16 protein-coding genes are annotated in these 18,916 nt (G+C 67.2%); 6 read left to right on the top strand and 10 right to left on the bottom strand.

Going from position 1 to position 18,916, the window contains the following annotated elements; all coding sequences use genetic code 11:
- Window positions 1–99: 99 nt before the first annotated feature.
- The gene (gene aceF, locus ACSYAO_RS19085; RefSeq protein WP_049399181.1) at window positions 100–1,812 is read right to left on the bottom strand and encodes a dihydrolipoyllysine-residue acetyltransferase; all 1,713 of its coding nucleotides are present in this window, start codon (window positions 1,810–1,812) and stop codon (window positions 100–102) included.
- 167 nt (window positions 1,813–1,979) lie between these two features.
- Window positions 1,980–2,495, bottom strand: a complete 516-nt coding sequence (locus tag ACSYAO_RS19090) for a DNA-deoxyinosine glycosylase (RefSeq protein WP_049460894.1) — start codon at window positions 2,493–2,495, stop codon at window positions 1,980–1,982.
- 186 nt (window positions 2,496–2,681) lie between these two features.
- On the opposite strand from ACSYAO_RS19090, the gene ACSYAO_RS19095 reads away from it, so the two are divergent.
- The 3 genes from ACSYAO_RS19095 (at window position 2,682) to glpK (ending at window position 6,556) form a co-directional block, all read left to right on the top strand.
- Window positions 2,682–3,314 carry an OmpW/AlkL family protein gene (locus tag ACSYAO_RS19095; protein WP_049460865.1) on the top strand — a complete coding sequence of 211 codons (633 nt, stop codon included), beginning with the start codon at window positions 2,682–2,684 and terminating at the stop codon, window positions 3,312–3,314.
- Window positions 3,315–3,498: 184 nt separating this feature from the next.
- Window positions 3,499–4,977: a glycerol-3-phosphate dehydrogenase gene (glpD, locus tag ACSYAO_RS19100; RefSeq protein WP_049460863.1), complete on the top strand. Its 1,479-nt coding sequence runs from the start codon at window positions 3,499–3,501 to the stop codon at window positions 4,975–4,977.
- A gap of 79 nt (window positions 4,978–5,056) precedes the next feature.
- Window positions 5,057–6,556, top strand: a complete 1,500-nt coding sequence (gene glpK / locus ACSYAO_RS19105) for a glycerol kinase GlpK (protein ID WP_049460861.1) — start codon at window positions 5,057–5,059, stop codon at window positions 6,554–6,556.
- A gap of 95 nt (window positions 6,557–6,651) precedes the next feature.
- Here the strand turns inward: glpK and ACSYAO_RS19110 are convergent, their stop codons facing one another.
- Together ACSYAO_RS19110 and ACSYAO_RS19115 are read right to left on the bottom strand one after the other, a co-directional pair.
- Window positions 6,652–7,446, bottom strand: a complete 795-nt coding sequence (locus tag ACSYAO_RS19110; protein ID WP_032129055.1) for a MetQ/NlpA family ABC transporter substrate-binding protein — start codon at window positions 7,444–7,446, stop codon at window positions 6,652–6,654.
- Window positions 7,447–7,473: 27 nt separating this feature from the next.
- Window positions 7,474–8,445 carry a helix-turn-helix transcriptional regulator gene (locus ACSYAO_RS19115; protein WP_010481302.1) on the bottom strand — a complete coding sequence of 324 codons (972 nt, stop codon included), beginning with the start codon at window positions 8,443–8,445 and terminating at the stop codon, window positions 7,474–7,476.
- 80 nt (window positions 8,446–8,525) lie between these two features.
- Between ACSYAO_RS19115 and ACSYAO_RS19120 the strand changes: the two genes are divergently transcribed.
- Window positions 8,526–9,128: a LolA family protein gene (locus ACSYAO_RS19120; RefSeq protein WP_049399177.1), complete on the top strand. Its 603-nt coding sequence runs from the start codon at window positions 8,526–8,528 to the stop codon at window positions 9,126–9,128.
- A 107-nt stretch (window positions 9,129–9,235) separates the two neighbouring features.
- A complete protein-coding gene (locus ACSYAO_RS19125) occupies window positions 9,236–10,012 on the top strand; it encodes a DUF481 domain-containing protein (RefSeq protein WP_010481298.1) in 777 nt (258 codons plus the stop codon).
- A 115-nt stretch (window positions 10,013–10,127) separates the two neighbouring features.
- Here the strand turns inward: ACSYAO_RS19125 and hemC are convergent, their stop codons facing one another.
- The 5 genes from hemC to mdoH form a co-directional block, all read right to left on the bottom strand.
- Complete coding sequence (gene hemC, locus ACSYAO_RS19130) at window positions 10,128–11,039, bottom strand: hydroxymethylbilane synthase (RefSeq protein WP_107433283.1); 912 nt, start codon at window positions 11,037–11,039, stop codon at window positions 10,128–10,130.
- Window positions 11,040–11,616: 577 nt separating this feature from the next.
- A complete protein-coding gene (locus ACSYAO_RS19135) occupies window positions 11,617–12,348 on the bottom strand; it encodes a LytR/AlgR family response regulator transcription factor (protein WP_010481294.1) in 732 nt (243 codons plus the stop codon).
- A gap of 10 nt (window positions 12,349–12,358) precedes the next feature.
- On the bottom strand, window positions 12,359–13,402 hold the full coding sequence (locus tag ACSYAO_RS19140) for a sensor histidine kinase (RefSeq protein ID WP_177179491.1): 1,044 nt from the start codon (window positions 13,400–13,402) through the stop codon (window positions 12,359–12,361).
- Window positions 13,403–13,405: 3 nt separating this feature from the next.
- Window positions 13,406–14,065, bottom strand: a complete 660-nt coding sequence (locus ACSYAO_RS19145) for an alpha/beta hydrolase (RefSeq protein ID WP_080291776.1) — start codon at window positions 14,063–14,065, stop codon at window positions 13,406–13,408.
- 50 nt (window positions 14,066–14,115) lie between these two features.
- Window positions 14,116–16,041, bottom strand: coding sequence for a glucans biosynthesis glucosyltransferase MdoH (mdoH, locus tag ACSYAO_RS19150; protein ID WP_032128590.1), 1,926 nt, complete (start codon window positions 16,039–16,041; stop codon window positions 14,116–14,118).
- 493 nt (window positions 16,042–16,534) lie between these two features.
- On the opposite strand from mdoH, the gene ACSYAO_RS19155 reads away from it, so the two are divergent.
- Window positions 16,535–18,580, top strand: a complete 2,046-nt coding sequence (locus ACSYAO_RS19155; RefSeq protein ID WP_149908691.1) for a TonB-dependent receptor domain-containing protein — start codon at window positions 16,535–16,537, stop codon at window positions 18,578–18,580.
- A 60-nt stretch (window positions 18,581–18,640) separates the two neighbouring features.
- On the opposite strand, the gene ACSYAO_RS19160 is transcribed toward ACSYAO_RS19155, so the two are convergent.
- The gene (locus tag ACSYAO_RS19160) at window positions 18,641–18,811 is read right to left on the bottom strand and encodes a hypothetical protein (RefSeq protein WP_165929944.1); all 171 of its coding nucleotides are present in this window, start codon (window positions 18,809–18,811) and stop codon (window positions 18,641–18,643) included.
- Between the last annotated feature and the right edge of the window lie 105 nt (window positions 18,812–18,916).

Here is an 18,916-nt window from a genome sequence, read left to right on the forward strand (position 1 = left end):
TTCCTCGTGCCCGCCCGGCGGTGCCGGCGGGCTGTCACTGCATCTGTTCACGCGGCCGCGCCAGGGGCGGCGGCCGCACGGTGGGGGCGAAGCGGTGCCTTACAGCAGCACGCGGCGCATGTCGGCCAGTACCTGCGACAGGTACGTGGTGAAGCGCGCGGCCAGCGCGCCATCGATGACGCGGTGGTCGTAGCTCAGCGACAGCGGCAGCATCAGCTTCGGTGCGAACTCCTTGCCGTTCCAGACCGGCTGGATGGACGACTTGGAGACGCCGAGGATGGCCACTTCCGGTGCATTGACGATCGGGGTGAACGCGGTGCCGCCGATGCCGCCCAGCGAGCTGATCGAGAAGCAACCACCACTCATGTCGGCCGGGCCCAGCTTACCGTCGCGCGCCTTCTTGGCCAGTTCGCCGGTTTCCTGCGCGATCTGCACCACGCCCTTCTTGTCCACGTCGCGGATGACCGGCACGACCAGGCCGTTCGGCGTGTCGGCTGCAAAGCCGATGTGGAAGTACTTCTTCAGGGTCAGGTTTTCACCGCTGGCATCGAGCGAGGCGTTGAACTCCGGGAACTTCTTCAGCGCCGCGGCGCTGGCCTTGATCAGGAAGGCGAGCATGGTCAGCTTGATGCCGGCCTTCTCGTTTTCCTTGTTCAGCGCCACGCGCAGGCCTTCCAGGTCGGTAATGTCGGCCTGTTCGAACTGGGTGACGTGCGGGATCATGGCCCAGTTGCGGGCCAGGTTCGCACCGGAGATCTTCTTGATGCGCGACAGCGGCTGGACTTCGGTCTCGCCGAACTTGCTGAAGTCGACCTTCGGCCACGGCAGCAGGTTCAGGCCACCACCGGCAGCAACAGCAGCACCGCCGGCAGCCGGCACGCCACCGCTGAGTGCGGCCTTGACGAACTTCTGCACGTCACCCTTGGTGATGCGGCCACCCTTCTCGGTGCCGTTGATCTGCAGCAGGTCCACGCCCAGTTCGCGGGCGAACACACGCACCGCCGGGGTGGCATACGGCACCTTGGCCGGCAGCACGCCATCGGCGTTGAACTGCACCGGCGGGCTGGACGGGGTACCGGCCGAGGCGACCTCGCGGGCCGCCAGCTTGTCCGGCTGCGCCGGCACAGCGACCGGCTCGACCTTGGTGGCGGTCTCGGCGGCAGCCGGAGCGGCAGCAGCGGCTGCCTTGGTCGGCGCCGGCGCGGCAGCGCCCTCGGCCTCGATGATGGCGACCACATTGCCCTGCGACAGAGTGTCGCCGACCTTGACCTTCAGTTCCTTGACCACGCCAGCCACCGACGACGGCACTTCCATGGTGGCCTTGTCGCTTTCCAGCGTGACCAGGCCCTGGTCCTTCTTGACCGTGTCGCCGACGGCGACCAGCACTTCGATGACCGGAATGCCGGAATAGTCGCCGATATCCGGCACCAGCGCTTCAACCGCACCACCGCTGGCAGCCGGAGCGGCCGGCGCAGCTGCGGCCGGGGCCGGCGTGCTCTGGGTGGCAGCGGCCGGCGCTGCGGCCTTGGCCGGTGCCGGGGCGGCAGCGGCCGGTTTGGCCGCCTCGCCTTCAGCCACTTCGATCAGCGCCACGACCTTGCCCTCGGACAGGGTGTCACCGACCTTGACCTTGATCTCCTTGACCACGCCGGCGACGGCCGACGGCACTTCCATGGTCGCCTTGTCGCTTTCCAGCGTCACCAGGCCCTGGTCCTTCTTGACCGTGTCGCCGACGGCGACAAGCACCTCGATTACCGGGATATCGCTGTAGTCACCGATATCGGGGACAAGTGCTTCCTTGATTTCGGCCATGGGGATAACTCCGGCAATCTGGTGTAGGGAAACGTCTATTGTGCGGCCAGCGGGGGCCAGCGCCAACCGTTACAGGTGTTTTCAGTACTCACGCAGCCGGGACACGCTGTTGCTCATGGGTTGCGGCCGCGACCAGTCGGTAGCGTATTGTCCGGACGATGTCCGCTTCATGTCGCCAGTGCGTCGGCTACCGGCTGCCAGGCCTGGCGCAGCCGCGGCAGTGACCAGGCCGCGTTGGCCGGGCTGGTGGACGGCAGCGCCAGCAGCCTTGGCGGCGCCTCCAGGCCGGGCAGCACCCAACGCTGGAATGCCTTCAGCGATGCCGCACCGTTGCAGCCGATCAGCTCCAGCTCAGGAAGCGAAGCGATCAATGCCGGCAGCGCATTGGGTACTTCCGTGCCACGCACGATGTCGGCATCCAGGCTGCCACGCCGCTCGCACTGACCGATCACATCCCACAGACCCACACCGGCTGCCTGCAGTGCGCGCAGCCGTTGCGGGTACGCCAGGGCCACATCGAAGCCACAGATATCGGCCAGCACAGGCCAGAAGCGATTGCGCGGATGCGCGTAGTAGCGCTGCTCCTGCAATGACGCAACGCCGGGCATCGAACCCAGCAGCAGCACCCTGCAATCCGCCTTCACCTGCGCTTGCAGGCCGATGCACACCGTTGCTTCGCTCACATCGTCTCCAACTGCATGAATGTCGCCGAAGGCCGAAAAGCCCATGAAAACAGGCTTTTCGCTCCAGTCGCTGAACAAGGGAAACTATTTTTTAACGTGCGTCGGATTCGATTCATGTTGGGGCGACTACGGTGTGCTCGCCCCGCAACCGGGGGCCCAAAACAAGAAACATTAGGAGATACCCCCATGCGCTCCATCCGTATCCTGAGTCTCGCCCTGCTGACCTCCGCCGCCTTCGCGCCGGCCGCTTTCGCCCAGGACAGCAGCACCGACACCGCTTCGGGCAAGCATTTTGCCGTTGTTGGCGGCATCTCGCTGCTGGAACCGAAGAACGATCCGATCACCGGCGTCAAGAAGACCGATGGTGGCCCGGCGCCGACCGTCAGCTTCAGCTACTACATCAACGACAACTGGGCCGTTGAACTGTGGGGCGCTGCCGACAAGTTCGACAACAAGTTCAAGGGCCCGAACAACGCCCGCCTGGGCTCGGTCGAGCAGCAGCCGATCGCGCTGAGCGGCCAGTACCACTTCGGCCAGGCTGACAACGTGTTCCGTCCGTTCGTGGGCGTGGGCTACTACCAGTCGAGCTTCAGCAACGAGAAGCTGGGCAACGGCGCTGACACCGACATCCGCTTCAAGGATGCCAAGGGCGTGATCGGCACCGTCGGCGTGGACATGAACATCAACTCCACCTGGTTCGCCCGTGCTGACGCCCGCTACATGCGCGCCCGCCCGGACGTGAAGGTTGGCGGCGAGAAGATCGGCGAAGCCAAGATGGATCCGTGGACCGTCGGCTTCGGCATCGGCGCCCGCTTCTGATCCAGGCTGCACCTGCTTCACTGATGTAACGCGACGGGCCCTTCGGGGCCCGTCGTCGTTTCCGTCACCCGCGTTCTGTAGAGTCGAGCTTGCTCGACTGCCTTTCGTAGAGTCGAGCTTGCTCGACTTTTGCAAGAGCAGTCGACTGACAGTCGACTCTACACACACAGGATGCGGAGGCGCGATGCACGACGTCGACCTGCTGGTGATCGGTGGCGGTATCAACGGTGCCGGCATCGCCCGTGATGCCAGCGGCCGCGGCCTGCGCGTGCTGTTGTGCGAGCAGCACGACCTCGCTGCGCATACATCCAGCGCCAGCAGCAAGCTGATCCACGGTGGCCTGCGCTACCTGGAACAGCGCGAGTTCGGTCTGGTACGCAAGGCCTTGGGCGAACGCGAGGTGGTACGCCGGCAGGCACCCTATCTGGTCCGCCCGCTGCGTTTCGTGCTGCCGTGGGAACCGCACCTGCGCCCACGCTGGATGCTGCGCGTGGGACTGTGGCTGTACGACCACCTGGGCCCACGCAGCCCGGCATTTCCCGCCTCGCGCGCCCTGGACCTTCAGCATGATCCGCTCGGCCCCTGGCTCTCCCCGGATCTGCGGCAGGCCTTCAGCTACGCCGACGCGCAGGTCGATGACGCGCGTCTGGTACTGCTCAATGCCCTGGATGCTGCCTGGCGTGGCGCACAGGTACATGTGCGCAGCCGCTGCATCGAGCTGCGCCCTGTGCAGGGCCGTTGGCTGGCCGTGCTGGAATCCGCCGATGGCCAGCAGCATGTGACCGCGCGCGCCGTCGCCAATGCGGCTGGCCCATGGGCCGGTGGCCTGCTTGAGCAGATGGAGGCCCGCAGCGGCGGCCCCGCGCTGCGGCTGGTACAGGGCAGCCACATCGTGATGCGCCGCCCCTGGCCCGATGACAGTGCCTGCCTGCTGCAGCAGCCCGATGGCCGCGTGGTGTTCCTGCTGCCGTTCGCCCACGATCATCTGCTGATTGGCACCACCGACACCGACTACCGCGGTGACCCGGCGCGCTGCAGCGTGCTGCCTTCCGAGGTGAGCTACCTGTGCGCGGCCGCCAGCCGCTATCTGCGTGAGCCGATCACTCCGGAAGACGTGGTCTGGCAGTTCGCCGGTGTACGTCCCCTGCTGGCCGACCCGGACCCGCGTGCGGCAACGCTGAGCCGCGACTACCGCCTTCAGCTGCAGTCCAACCCGGCGCCGGCGCTGCATGTGCTGGGCGGCAAGCTGACCACCTACCGCGTGCTGGCCGAGGAAGCGCTGGACCTGCTGCGCCCTGCCCTGCCACAGATGGGGCCGGCCTGGACCGCAGGCGGAGACCCGCTGCCGGGCAGCGACTGGGGCGACGCCGCGCAGGCGCGCTCCCGTCTGCAGGCGCTGGCACCGTGGTTGCCCGTGGAGATCGCACGGCGTTGGGCCGAAGCCTACGGCAGCCGCAGCGCCGCCCTTCTGCAGGGTGCACGGGGCATGGACGATCTTGGAGAGGACTTCGGCGGCGGCCTGCATGCGCGGGAAGTGGCTTTCCTGCGCGACCACGAATGGGCCTGGGACGCCGAGGACGTGCTGTGGCGGCGGAGCAAGCTGGGGTTGCGGCTGGATGCTGCGCAGGTGGCGCGGCTGCAGGCGTGGATCGATAGACGGTAGAGTCGAGCTTGCTCGACTGACATGAAAAGCAGTCGAGCAGGCTCGACTCTACCAACACCATCGCTACCGGAGACGCTGCATGACGCCCCGCTACGTGCTGGCCATCGACCAGGGCACCACCAGTTCGCGCGCGATCCTGTTCGACCGCACCGGCGACATCGTCGGCAGCGCGCAGCGCGAATTCGCGCAGATCTTCCCGCAGCCGGGTTGGGTCGAGCATGACCCGCGCGAGATTCTCACCAGCGTCTATGCCACGCTGACCGAACTGCTCAGCCGCGGGCAGATCGACCCGCGCCACATCGCCGCACTGGGCATCACCAACCAGCGCGAAACCACCGTGGTCTGGGACCGTGCCACCGGACAGCCGATCCACAACGCCATCGTCTGGCAGTCGCGGCAGAGCCACGCCATCTGCGAGCGGCTGAAGTCCGAAGGGCATGAGGCGCTGATCCGCGAGCGCACCGGCCTGCTGATCGATGCCTATTTCTCCGCCACCAAGGTGCGCTGGATCCTCGACCACGTGGAGGGCGCGCAGCAGCGTGCCGAGCGCGGCGAGCTGCTGTTCGGCACCATCGACAGCTGGCTGGTCTGGAACCTCAGTGGTGGCCAGGCACATGTGACCGACTACAGCAACGCGGCGCGCACGCTGCTGTTCAACATCCACACGCTGGACTGGGATGACGACCTGCTGGCGCTGCTGGACATCCCGCGCGCGATGCTGCCGCAGGTGCGCGATTCCAGCGCGGTGTACGCGCATACCCGGCCGCAGTTCTTCTTCGATCACCCGATCCCGATCGCCGGCATCGCCGGTGACCAGCAGGCGGCGCTGTTCGGCCAGGCCTGCTTCCAGCCGGGCATGGTCAAGAACACCTATGGCACCGGCTGTTTCATGCTGATGCACACCGGAACGCAGGCGGTGCGTTCGCGCAATGGACTGCTGACCACCATCGCCTGGGGCCTGGACGGGCGCGTGGAATATGCGCTGGAAGGCTCGATCTTCATCGCCGGCTCGGTGGTGCAGTGGCTGCGCGATGGGCTGCGCATGATCGAACGCGCCAGCGACAGCCAGGCGCTGGCCGCCCAGGTGCCCGACAGTGGCGGTGCTTACCTGGTACCAGCATTTGTCGGCCTCGGTGCGCCCTATTGGCGAAGTGATGTGCGCGGCGCGATGTTCGGCCTGACCCGTGGCACCCGCAAAGCGCACTTCGTGCGTGCCGCGCTGGAGGCGATGGCCTACCAGACCCGCGACGTGCTCGATGCGATGCAGTCCGATGCCGGTATCGCGCTGACCGAGCTGCGCGCCGATGGCGGTGCGATCAGCAACGACTTCCTGGCCGGATTCCAGGCCGACATCCTTGGCGTGCCACTGCTGCGGCCGCGGCTGACCGAAACCACCGCACTGGGCGCGGCCTACCTGGCCGGGCTGGCGGTGGGGTTCTGGTCCAGCCGCGAACAGATCGCCGCGCAATGGGGCCTGGACCGGCGCTTCGAGCCACAGATGGAGGTGGCGCGGCGCGAGAAACTGTATGCGGGATGGCAGCAGGCCGTGGCGGCCACCCTCGCCTTCCACGTCGACTGACGGTAGTGCCGGCCGCTGGCCGGCAACCCCATGATCCTTGGCGGCGTCTGCAGATTGCCGGCCAGCGGCCGGCACTACCACATGGCCAGCGGCCGTCAGAACGCCGGCAGCACCGCGCCCTTGTACTTGGTCTCGATGAAGGCCTTCACCTGCGGGCTGGTCAGGGCCTTGGCCAGCTTCTGCACGCGGGCGTCGTCCTTGTTGTCCGGGCGTGCGACCAGGAAGTTCACGTACGGCGAGTCCTTGCTCTCGATCGCCAGTGCATCCTTGGTCGGGTTGAGGCCAGCGTCCAGTGCGTAGTTGGTGTTGATCAGGGCCAGGTCGACCTGGTCCAGCACGCGCGGCAGCATCGCCGAGTCCAGCTCGCGGAACTTCAGGTTCTTCGGGTTTGCAGTGATGTCGCGCTGGGTCGACAGCGCGTTGGTCGGATCCTTCAGCTCGATCACACCGGCCTTGTGCAGCAGGATCAGCGCGCGGCTGTTGTTGCTCGGGTCGTTCGGGATCACCACGTCGGCACCTTCGCGCAGCTCGGCCAGCGACTTGATCTTGCGCGAGTACGCACCGAACGGCTCGATGTGCACGCCGATCACCTTCACCAGATCGGTCTTGCGATCGCGGTTGTAGGCATCCAGATACGGCTCGGTCTGGAAGTAGTTGGCGTCCACCTGCTTCTGCACCAGCTGGTCGTTGGGCTGCACGTAGTCGTTGAACACGCGCACGTCCAGGTCCACGCCTTCCTGCTTGAGGATGGGCTTGACCACTTCAAGGATCTCGGCATGCGGCACGGCCGTGGCGGCCACCACCAGCTTCTGCGAGGGCTCGCCGGACTTGCCGCAGGCGGTCAGGGCCAGCGCAGCGGCGAGCAGGGGCAGCAACAGGGTCTTCTTCATGGGCGGAAGGGTTCTCGGGGGGGAGTGTCAGGAGTTGTCGTAGTTGCTCAGGGCGAGCTCAAGCAGCGCCTTGGCCTGCTCGCGCAGCATCACCGGTTCGACGATCTCGGCATCCGAGCCGTAGTGCAGCACGTCCATCAGCAGCTCGCGCGAGACGCTGTACGGCACCTTCAGTTCATAGCGGCCATCGGCCAGGAAGCGGCCCTGCTGCTTGGAATGCCAGTGCTCGTCGGCCACCCAGCGCGCGGCCTTGGCGCTGAACAGGATGGTCGCCCAGCCCTTCGGCGCACCGGAGAAGATGCCGTAGCTGGCCCCGAGCTGCTCGTCCAGCTCGCTGTCGGCCACGTCGCGGGCGGTGCTGTCGATCACCCGCGCCTTGTGGATGCGATCCACGGCAAAGCTGCGCAGCGCCTCGCGGTCATGGTCCCAGGCATCCAGGTACCAGTTGTCGCGATAGTGGGTCAGGCGCTGCGGCGAAACGGTGCGCTTGGTCGGCTCGTCGGTGGAACGGGCGCGGTACTCGAACGCCAGCTGGCGGCGCTCCAGCACCGCCGAAGCCACGCTGCGGAAGCTGCCTTCATCGAACTTGCGGCCACGGTGCGGAATCACCCGCACCCGGTCCACCGGCCAGCTGGAAACGCCAGCCTGGGCCGCCAGCAGGCTCTCGATGCGCTGCTGCAGCGGTGCCAGCACCGAGGACAGCACGCCGCCGCCGGTCCGCGCCAGCAGGTGCTGCGAGGCCAGCAGGGCATGCAGCTCCTCCGAGCTCAGCCACAGGCCGGGCAGCTCGAAGCGGTCGCTCTCGTCGGCCTGGTAACGGAAGCCGGCTTCGCCGTCGCCCTCGATCGGTGCCATCAGCGCATCGCGCAGGAAGGCCAGATCGCGGTAGACGGTGGCACGGGAGCAACCGAGCTTGTCCTGCAGGGTCGCCACCGTCACCGGATAGCGTGCGGACTTGAGCAGACGATGCAGGGCGGTGATGCGTTCGTATCGGTCCATACCCCCGATTATGTCCGAGTCGCGGGTCTTGTGTGGGACGTTTGGGCTATCGTGGTCGCCCCCCCCCTCTGGAACACCCGATGCGCCGGTTGCCTGCCCTGTCCCTGCTGGCCTGCCTGCTGCTGGCCGCCTGTGATCGCGCGCCCGCGCCGGCCAGCACCGAAGCGCCCGTGCCTGCGGCGGATCCGGCGCAGGCGGTGCTGGGCGCCAGCCAGCGCTTCTCGGCCCTGCGCAGCTTCCACGCCGAACTGGAGGTGCTGGGCGCGCCCCAGCCGGTGCGCAGCGCCATGGACTTCGTCGCCCCCGACCGCTTCCGGGTGCAGACCCCGGCCGGTCCGCAGACGATCATCGGCGACACCATGTTCCTGCAGGCCGACGACGCGATCCGGCAGGTGCCGACCCCGCCGGGCCTGCTCGAGCAATGGCGCAACCCGCTGCCGGCCGATGCCCTGCCCGCCGATCTGCAGGCCGAAGACCTGGGCAGCCAGTCGCTGGACGGGGTCGAGACGCGTCACTACCGCCTGCGCGGTGCGCAGCCCGGCGAACGCCTGGAGTACTGGGTGGACGCGCAGGGCCTGCCGCGGCAGATCGTACGCAGCGGCAGCAGCAATGGCCGCAGCTTCCAGCTGCGCCTGCGCTATTCGCGCTTCAACGACCCGGCATTGCGCGTCGATCTGCCCTGAATAGGCGATCGCGGCAACGTCTGCTGAAGAAACCGTTTGGATCGATTCGGACCGCCATCACGCTTCCAGTATCATCACCGGCTGTCAACCGCTTCGGAGAAGCCCCGATGTCCCTGCGCGTGTCCCTGCTGATCCCCCTGCTGCTGTGCGCACCGCTCGCGTATGCGCAGGATGCCTCCGAACTGGCGGCGATGTCCTCGCCGTGGAGCGGCAGTGGCGGCGAGCTCGGTTTCGCTTCGGCACGCGGCAACAGCAGCACCGAGAGCTTCAACGGCCGCCTGCGCCTGCGCTACACCGATGGTGACTGGGTGCACAGCATGGATCTGGCTGGCCTGCGTTCCAGCTCCAAGGTGATCGAGACCCGCGACGACGGCTCCACCAGCCGCCGCAACAACACCACCGCCAACCGTTACACCGGCAGTGCCGGCAGCGCGCTGCAGCTGGGCGAGCACCGCCAGCTGACGGCCACGGTGCGTACCGAGCGCGATGACTTCGCCACCTACGACCGCCAGAGCTCGTTCGGTCTGGGTTACGGCACCCGCCTGTGGAACACCGAGCGTTTCTCGTTCGACGCGCAGATCGGCCCCGGTGTGCGCCGCACCCACAGCACCGAGGACGACCGCACCCGCACCGGCATGATCGGCCGCGGCCTGTTCGACATGAAGTACTCGCTGACCGACAACACCGACCTGGTCAACACCCTGCTGGTCGAGTCGGGTTCCTACAACACCTTCGGCCAGAACGACTTCGGTGTTTCGGTGAGCATGAACGAACATCTGGCGCTGAAGGCCGGCTGGCAGGCGCGTTACAACAGTGACGTGGCCGAGGACAAGCGCAAGACCGATACGCTGACCACGATGAACGTGGTCTACAAATTCAAATAAGAAACGGGCGCCAAAGGCGCCCGTTCTTCTTTCGGCAGTGCCGGCCGCTGGCCGGCAACTGCATTCAATCGGAGCACGAGGTTGCCGGCCAGCGGCCGGCACTAGCTGCGATGGCTCAGACGTTCAGCAGTTCGCCGGCACCGGCATCCAGCAGCATCTTCGCCACGCGCTGGCCCAGTGCTTCCGGGTCACTGGCCGGGCCGATCGCTTCGGCACGCACCGCCTGGCCATCACTGGCACTGCCGACCAGGCCCTGCAGGTGCAGGTCGGTGCCCTGCCACTGCGCGATCGCCGCCACCGGCACGTGGCAGCTGCCATGCAACGCACGGTTCATCGCTCGCTCGGCTTCCACGCAGGCACGGGTTTCCGCGTCATCCAGGCCCGCGAACAGCGCCATCAGGCGCGCATTGCCACCGTCGCACTCCACCGCCACCGCGCCCTGCGCCGGGGCCGGCAGCCATTGCGGCGGTTGCAGGCGCGCGACGATGCGCGCGCCCAGGCCCAGACGCTCCAGGCCGGCCACGGCCAGCACGATGGCGTCGTAGCCACCGTTGTCGAGCTTGGCCAGGCGGGTGTTGACGTTGCCGCGCAGGTCCAGCAGTTCCAGGTCCGGGCGCAGCGCGCGCAGCTGGGCTTGGCGGCGCAGCGACGAGGTGCCAACCCGCGCACCGATCGGCAGCGCATCCAGCGAGGCGTACAGGTTGGAGACGAAACCATCGGCCGGATCGTGGCGGGTCAGCATCGCCGGCAGCGCGAAGGGTTCATCCAGTTCCATCGGCACATCCTTCAGCGAATGCACGGCGCAGTCGGCCTCGCCACGCAGCATGGCCAGCTCCAGTTCCTTCAGGAACAGGCCCTTGCCACCGATGGCGGCCAGCGAGCGGTCCAGCACCTCGTCACCGCGGGTGCTCATCGGCACCAGTTCCACATGCAGGCCGGGGTGGGCCTGGCGCAGGCGATCGGCGACGTGTTCGCTCTGCCAGAGGGCGAGCGGGCTCTTGCGGGTGGCGATGCGGACGGTTTCCATCCGGTCATTATCGCGCCTTCGGCGCGGATACGGCCAACGGCGGAGCCCCTCGTGGCTGGTGGAGGGGTCATGAAAGCAACAGCCGCGCGTGGCCGGGCGGGGTGGGCCACGCAGGGGACGCTGCAAGTACGTCCATGTAAGCTCGGTCGCCGCATCCATGCGGCTCACGCCCCTGCGCAGCCCACCCCGCCCGACCTCTGAAAGTTTCCGTGCGCGCCAGCCACGGAAGATCAAAAAAAGGAAAAAGCAGAAGCAAAGGCAACAGCCGATTGCTTCCAGGGTCAGATCCCTTTTCCGCAGGAAAAGGGATCTGACCCTTCTTCCCCCACCCGATAACAACAATGCCTTTGCCGTCCGTCACCGGGAAATTCGCGAGGGTGAGGCGGGAAGGGCGGGCGGGACCGTTGGCGCCATGGATGGCGCCATCGAGACCCCATGGATGGGTTCACGGCGTGTCCCGCCCGCCCATCCCGCCTCACCCAGCACGTAGAAACACCGAGCCATGACCCGCTGTTGCTGTTGCTGTTGCTTCAGACGTTGCTCGTAAGCAGTCGCGGCCGCAGGCCGCGCGGACACCTCACAGGTGCCGCAACTCCTGCTTCAGCGTCGCCACGCAGCGGCGGCTGACTTCCAGCGGTTGCTTGCCATGGCGCAACATCGCCTGCACCTGCCCACCCGTGCCACGGCGCAGCTCGACCAGTTCATGGCGCGCCACCAGGCAGTTGCGATGGATGCGGATGAAGCGGCTGGCGAACTCTTCTTCCAGCGACTTCAACGATTCCTCGATCAGGTCCTCGCCGCGCGCGTGGTGCACCACCACGTACTTCTCTTCGGCCTGCAGGTAATGGATGTCGTCCAGCGGAATCAAGCGCAGGCTGCCGCGCAGGCGCGCGCACAGCATGCTGCGCGCCTGCTGCCCGCGGTGGTCCTGTGGCTGGCCATCGCGGCCGGCCAGGAACGTGCGCGCGCGCGCGATGGCCGCGGCCAGACGCTCGGCGCGTACCGGCTTCATCAGGTAATCAATCGCGGCCGCCTCGAACGCCGACAGCGCATGCGCATCGTAAGCGGTGCAGAACACCACCGCCGGCCGTGGCTCGAAGCTGGCCAGGTGGCGGGCGGCTTCCAGGCCATCCAGCCCGGGCATGGCGATATCCAGCAGGACCAGGTCCGGCTGCAGCTCCGCGCACGCGTGCAGGGCCTGCTCGCCGTTGCCGGCCTCGGCCACCACATCCACGCCGTCCTGCGCGGCCAACAGGCTGCGCAGGCGCTCACGCGCCAGCGGTTCGTCATCGGCGATGACTACCCTCACGATCGCTCCCTCACTGGATCGGCACTGTCACCTGGCAGGCATAGTAGCCCTCGCTCCAGCCAGCCGTCATCCGCGCGGCGCTGCCGAAGCGCCAGGCCAGCCGATGGCCGATGCTGTGCTGGGCATGGCCGGCACCGCGCGCCAGGGCCAGCCCGGGGGCCTGCGGGTCGGGCGCCGGATTGCGCACGCAGATCTGCAGTTCATTACCCTCGCGCATCAGCTGCAGCTCGATGGTGCCACCCTCGGGCAGCCGCGAGATGCCATGCAGCACGGCGTTCTCCACCAGCGGCTGCAGTACCAGGCGAGGCAGGGGAAGATCCCAGGGCAGCGGTTCGTCGCGCTGCCAGCGCACCTGCAGGCGCTCGCCCAGGCGCAGTGATTCGATCGACAGGTAGCGCTCGGCCAGCTCGCATTCGTCACGCAGGGTGGAATCACCCTCGCCCGCCCCCAGCGCGGCACGGAACAGATCGGACAGGTCCAGCACCGCACGCTCGGCCACGACCGGGTCGCGATGCAGCAGGCTGGCGATCAGGTTCATGCTGTTGAACAGGAAATGCGGGCGGATCCGCGCCTGCAGGGCATCGGCCTGTGCGCGTGCGTTGGCCTGTACCTGCGCGGCCCAGCGATCACTCACATAGAAGTAGCGCAGAGCCAAGGCAGTGATCAGCGCCGTCGTCGCCGCGCTGCCCAGCGTGAAGCGCCAGAAGCTGATGCCGCGGGCGAAGCTGTCGCCAAGCACCGCGTACAGGGCATGCACGATGCCCGCGCAGACCACCGCGATCAGCGTCGCCAGTGCGATGGCCGAGACCGCCCCCAGAACCTGTGGCAACCTCGACAACGCGTTCCGCAGCAGGCACAGGCTGGCCGTTACAGCCAGCGCCAGCCACAACGCGAAACCACTGGCCGACAGCAGTTCGCCCACAGTCCAGTGGCGGCTGCCATCCGGAGCCAGGGCCAGCACCACCACCACCAGTTCGGCCAGGCCGAGCATCGCCGCCAGCCGCGGCAGGCGGCACAGTTCCGGCATCCAGGGCGGGGCGCTGGCCGGCGGCATGGGTCAGGCAGCGCCCAGGCGTTCCTGCAACCAGTCACCCAGCGCCTGGATCTCTTCGGCGCAGACCTGGTGGGCCATCGGGTAACTGTGCCATTCCACCTCCAGGCCCAGCGCCTGCAGTGCCTGCGCACTGTGTGCGGCCACCGCCTGCGGAATCACCGGATCGCTGCTGCCATGGGCCATGAACACCGGCACCTGCACGGCGCCTTCAGCGCGCTTTGCGCCGTCGGCTTCGGGCAGGTAGGTGGACAGCGCGATCAGGCCGGCCAGCGGCGCAGTGCGTGACAGCGCGGCGGTCAGGATGATCGCGCCCCCCTGCGAGAAACCGGCCAGGAAGATCTTCTCCGGCGCGATGCCACGCTCGATCTCGCGCGCGATCAGCGCATCCAGCTGTACCACCGATTCCTGCACGCCCACCATGTCGGCGCGCGAACGGAAATCCATGCCGACGATGTCGTACCAGCCGCGCATCGGCACGCCGTTGTTGATCGTGATCGGCCGCACCGGTGCATGCGGGAACACGAAGCGCAGCGCCGGCCAATGCGGACGCACCAGCTCCGGCACGATCGGCGCGAAGTCGTGGCCATCGGCACCGAGGCCGTGCAGCCAGATCACCGACCACTGCGGCGAGGCGCCGGTCTCCTGTTCCACCGTTTGCAGCATGATGCGGCTCCTTCAAGTTCGAGCCGCATTATGCCGCTGCCGCGGGACGATCAGTACAGCGGCGGTTGTTCGGCCGCTTCCCGGCGCAGCTGCGCGGCGCGTACCAGCACCGGCGGCGGGATGTTCTCCTCGGGGATATCAAGCAGGCCAAGACGGTGCAGGAAGGCGCCGGGGCCACGCGAAGACGTCAGTGCCACCACCGGTACCGCCAGCACCATGCCGATCACCACCGGCGCCATCCACGCGGCCAGCGATGGCGACACCGCCCAGGCCAGCATGCCCATGAAGGCGCCGAACACCCCCAGCCCACCGTAGCCACGGATCAGCGCCAGCCACGAAATGCCACCATCGTCACGCTGCTGCGCGTCCCACCCCGAATCGCGGCCGGACAGCACTTCGGCCACGCCGCGCGACTGCACGTACATCACCACCGGCGCCATCAGCGCGGCCAATACGGTTTCCACCAGCATCGAGACGAACGCGCGCAGGGCACCGCCACACCCGCGGCGGTCGACCGGGTCCAGCAGCATCGCCAGGTAACCCAGCACCTTGGGCAGCAGCAGCACCGCCATGGTCGCCGCGAACAGGCGCACCACCTGTTCCTCGTCCTGGGCCCGCCAGTACACGCTGGGCGACAGGTGCAGCAGCGCGTTGAAATCGATGCCTTCCTGGAACAGCGGGATGGCGATGCCGATCAGCATCAGCATCGCCCACATCGGCGCGGTGAAGTAATGACCGATGCCGATCAGCATGTGCATGCGGCTGATCCAGTGCAGGCCACGGCTGCCGACCACCTTGCCGTGCTGCAGGTTGCCCTGGCACCAGCGGCGGTCGCGCACCAGCAGGTCGGTCAGGGTCGGCGGACCTTCTTCATAGCTGCCGCCCAGGTACGGCACCATGTGCGCGGCCCAGCCGCCACGACGCATCAGCGCCGCTTCGACGAAGTCATGGCTGAGCACGTGGCCACCGAACGGCTTGCGCCCCGGCAGCGCCGGCAGCCCGGCCTGATCGGCGAAGGCGCGGGTGCGGATGATGGCGTTGTGGCCCCAGTAATTGCTCTCGGCACCGTGCCACCAGGCCACGCCACGGGCGATCACCGGACCGTACACACGGCCGCCGAACTGCTGCATGCGCGCGAACAGGGTGCGCCCGCCGATCACCGACGGCAGGGTCTGGATCAGGCCGACGTCGGCGTTGTGCTCCATGCCCGCGACCAGGCGCACGATACTGTCGCCGGTCATCAGGCTGTCGGCGTCCAGGATCAGCATCTGCGGGTAGGCACCGCCGAAGCGGCGGACCCAGTCGGCGATGTTGCCGGCCTTGCGCCCGCTGTTGTCGCCACGGCGGCGGTAGAACAGCCGCGCCTGGCCATCGGGCACGCGCTCGCGCAGTTCGGCGAACACCTGCTCCTCGGCCCGCGCGATGTCTTCGCGCCGGGTATCACTGAGCACGAAGAAGTCGAACCGGTCGAGCTGGCCGGTGGCGGCCACCGACTCGTAGATCGCCTGCAGGCCGGCCAGCAGCCGGCGCGGATCTTCGTTGTAGGTCGGCATCAGCAGCGCGGTGCGACTGTGCACGGTCGGCAGTGGCTTGTCCGGGTCGATGCCGAGGCGATACCCCCGGTCGAACACGGCAGTCAGGAAGCCGGCCACGGCGCTGGCGAAAGACAGCGCGATCCAGGCGAACAGGCCGACAAACAGCACCAGCAGGCAGGCCTCGAGCACGCTGATGCCATTGGCCGACAGCACCCGCCACATCATCCGGGTAGCGATGGCGGTCATCGCCAGCGTGCCGCCGAAGATATAGAACCGGCGCAGGCCGATCAGCCGCGGCGAGGTGCGGTGGCGGCGAACCTTCAGTTGGCCTTCGCGCAGGGTCTGCTCGGGCATCTGCAACGGCGATTCGGCCGGCAGCAGCGTCCAGCCGGCATCAAGCCGGGACGTATCTGCTTCCGCATGGATGGTCTGCACCTCCATTGCCGCCTACTCCGCGCAGTCGGCACGGCCGGCCATCCCGGCCGGGCTGCATGCACCAAGGTTCCCGGCGCGCTTTCCCGGCGCCCGCACTTGTCCTGGCTGCGTCGGCGTCACGCCACGCAGTCGCTGTCTGTCACTACCGGAACCCACACGATCTCCAACGGGGCGGAATCGAAAATGCGGCTCAGTCTAGGGCGCCGGATGTAAGCCGAGTGCGAAGGTCTACGCCGGGATTTATCCCCATTCAGCAAACAGCAGGCGAGTGCCGGGGCAGGGGAACGGATGTCACTTGGTCGCCCCAGGTACTGGATCGTAACAAACGCGAACGGTTATCATTTCATTAACCAGGCAGGTCACCGTCTTCCGCACGGCCGAGACCCACCCAGCTGCGCCGGTTCCCACCCAGCGCCCAACGACCCATGGAAGGGGGCTGCCTGCTGTCTGCGTGCGCCTGCTGCTTCCACCGGGTCCCCCTCCTCCGATGGAAGCCGTCATGTCCCTGTCGTTCCGTACCCCTTCCGCGCGCCTGCCGCGCACCCGCCTGGCCTGCGCTCTGGCCACCGCCTGCCTGCTGGCCCTGCCCGGCCTGGCCGCCGCAGAGGCCAGCGCCGATGCCTCCACCAAGGATCTGGATACCGTGGTGGTCACCGCCTCGGGCAACCAGCAATGGATCAAGGATGCACCGGCCAGCATCAGCGTGATCAGCCGTGAGGACATCGAGCGCCAGCCGGTGCACGACCTGGCCACCCTGCTCAGCCGCGTGCCGGGCGTGACCGGTGGCCTCAGCGCGGTCGGCGAGCAGTCCAAGATCAAGCTGCGTGGCATGCCGTCCAATTACACGCTGGTGCTGGTGGACGGCAAGCGCATGGGCAGCTCGGCCTCGACCAACTACCGTCCCGACCTCGGCCGCCAGGATCTGAACTGGATCTCGCCCGACCAGATCGAACGGATCGAGGTGGTGCGCGGACCAATGTCGTCACTGTACGGCTCCGACGCCATGGGCGGCGTGATCAACATCATCACCAAGCGCATCGGTGATGACTGGAACGGCAGCGCCACCCACAGCTATACCCGCCCGGGTGATGGCAAGCGCGGTGATACCCAGCAGATCGGTGCGACGTTCTCCGGCCCGCTCGGCGAGCGCTTCGGCCTGCGCATCGGTGCCAACAGCATGCGCCGCGACTCGGACCGCTCCAACGGTGGTGTCTATGGCAATGCCTACGCCGGCGAGAAGGACCGCAATGTCGACGCGCTGCTGCAGTGGAAGCTCAGCGATGCGCAGGAACTGTCGCTGGAAGCCGGCCACGGCGTGCAGCAGGCCTTCATCGACGCCTCGCTGGAAAAGCAGGACGAAGGCGCCTGGGGTGCCAGCGAACTCAAGCGCAGCTCGCTGGCACTCAACCACGATGGCAAGTGGAGCTTCGGCAACTCGAAGCTCAGCGCGTACTGGACCGAGTACAAGAACGACATCGGTGCCACCGGCCGCTCCGAGGCCACCGATACCATCATCGAAGGCAGCCTGACCACGCCGTTCACCCTGGGCGTTGAACACCAGTTCGCCGTCGGTGGCCAGTGGAAGCGCCAGGAACTGACCAATACCGATACCATCGGCCGCGCGCCGATCGACTATGCCGGCAATGCCGTCAGCGGCTCCAACCTGGAAGTGGTTACCTGGGCATTGTTTGTCGAGGACGAACTGAAGCTGCACCGCACGCTGGCGCTGACCGTGGGCGCACGCCTGGATCACCATGAGAAGTTCGGCAGCCACGTCAGCCCGCGTGCGTACCTGGTCTGGCACCCGGCCGAACAGTGGACGATCCGCGGTGGCGTCTCCAAGGGCTTCCGCGCGCCCAGCCTGACCGAGAATTCGCCCAGCGCGGCCACCCAGTCCGGCGGCCGCGGCTGCACCTCGCTGATCCCGCTGGGCTATACCCGCGGTGGCTGCTACATGGCCGGCAACCCGGACCTGGACCCGGAAACCAGCACCAACCGAGAGATCGGCATCAGCTTCGACAATGACCTGTTCGATGCCGGCCTGACCTACTTCCATACCGACTTCAAGAACAAGATCGAGTACGCGCCCCTGGGCAAGTTCAACGGCATCTGGTGGACGCGCATGAGCAACGTGCAGCGCGCGCGCACCAGTGGCATGGAAGGCAACTTCAATGTCCGCTTCGGCGAGCAGTGGCGCTGGCGCACCTCGGCCACCTGGATGAAGGAAGCCAAGAACCTGACCACCGGCAGGAATCTGATCGATACGCCGGATTTTTCCGGCTATTCGTCGCTGGACTGGACGCCCAATACGGTGTTTTCCAGCAGCCTGTCGGCGCAGTACACCGGCAAGCAGACCGGTACCGCCACGACCTTCCTCAAGGCCTACACCCTGTATGACCTGACCGCAGCCTGGAACGTCAACGAGGTACTGACCCTGCGCGGCGGCGTCAGCAACCTGGCCGACAAGAAGCTGTATGCGGAGGGCTCCACCGACTACTTCGTGGCCGGGCGCAGCTACTTCATGAGCATGACCGCGCGGTTCTGACCGGCGGCGCGCGCCGCGATCGCGCTGGCAGCACGCCAGCGCGATCGGCGGTGTTGCGGATTACTCGCTTTCCAGCGCGGCCGCGGCCGCGTTCTGCGTAGCGGCCGTGCGTGCACGGTCCATCGCTACCGCCAGTTGCTGGCGTGCGAGCAGTTGTTGTGCCTGCACCACTTCAGGTGTCGGCAGGAGCACCGGTCCCGGTGCGTTTTCCGGTATAGCAGGTGTGGTCATGCAACCTCCATGGACATCCCGCCGCCGCCCGGGTTCAGCTGGGGCGGCAGCGGAACTGCGCACCCTATCCTAAAAACAAGGCGGATGGGTGACGGTGCGGCGCCC

This window comes from Stenotrophomonas sp. STK16_22 (assembly GCF_051984505.1).
GTDB classification, from domain to species: domain Bacteria; phylum Pseudomonadota; class Gammaproteobacteria; order Xanthomonadales; family Xanthomonadaceae; genus Stenotrophomonas; species Stenotrophomonas maltophilia_A.

Bases quoted from the DNA above. Each gene is read 5' to 3' on its own strand.
- ACSYAO_RS19155 (WP_149908691.1), top strand. From the start codon at position 16,535: ATGTCCCTGTCGTTCCGTACCCCTTCCGCGCGCCTGCCGCGCACCCGC.
- ACSYAO_RS19095 (WP_049460865.1), top strand. From the start codon at position 2,682: ATGCGCTCCATCCGTATCCTGAGTCTCGCCCTGCTGACCTCCGCCGCC.
- ACSYAO_RS19145 (WP_080291776.1), bottom strand. From the start codon at position 14,065: ATGCTGCAAACGGTGGAACAGGAGACCGGCGCCTCGCCGCAGTGGTCG.
- hemC (WP_107433283.1), bottom strand. From the start codon at position 11,039: ATGGAAACCGTCCGCATCGCCACCCGCAAGAGCCCGCTCGCCCTCTGG.
- glpD (WP_049460863.1), top strand. From the start codon at position 3,499: ATGCACGACGTCGACCTGCTGGTGATCGGTGGCGGTATCAACGGTGCC.
- ACSYAO_RS19125 (WP_010481298.1), top strand. From the start codon at position 9,236: ATGTCCCTGCGCGTGTCCCTGCTGATCCCCCTGCTGCTGTGCGCACCG.
- mdoH (WP_032128590.1), bottom strand. From the start codon at position 16,041: ATGGAGGTGCAGACCATCCATGCGGAAGCAGATACGTCCCGGCTTGAT.
- ACSYAO_RS19120 (WP_049399177.1), top strand. From the start codon at position 8,526: ATGCGCCGGTTGCCTGCCCTGTCCCTGCTGGCCTGCCTGCTGCTGGCC.
- ACSYAO_RS19160 (WP_165929944.1), bottom strand. From the start codon at position 18,811: ATGACCACACCTGCTATACCGGAAAACGCACCGGGACCGGTGCTCCTG.
- glpK (WP_049460861.1), top strand. From the start codon at position 5,057: ATGACGCCCCGCTACGTGCTGGCCATCGACCAGGGCACCACCAGTTCG.
- aceF (WP_049399181.1), bottom strand. From the start codon at position 1,812: ATGGCCGAAATCAAGGAAGCACTTGTCCCCGATATCGGTGACTACAGC.
- ACSYAO_RS19115 (WP_010481302.1), bottom strand. From the start codon at position 8,445: ATGGACCGATACGAACGCATCACCGCCCTGCATCGTCTGCTCAAGTCC.
- ACSYAO_RS19140 (WP_177179491.1), bottom strand. From the start codon at position 13,402: ATGCCGCCGGCCAGCGCCCCGCCCTGGATGCCGGAACTGTGCCGCCTG.
- ACSYAO_RS19110 (WP_032129055.1), bottom strand. From the start codon at position 7,446: ATGAAGAAGACCCTGTTGCTGCCCCTGCTCGCCGCTGCGCTGGCCCTG.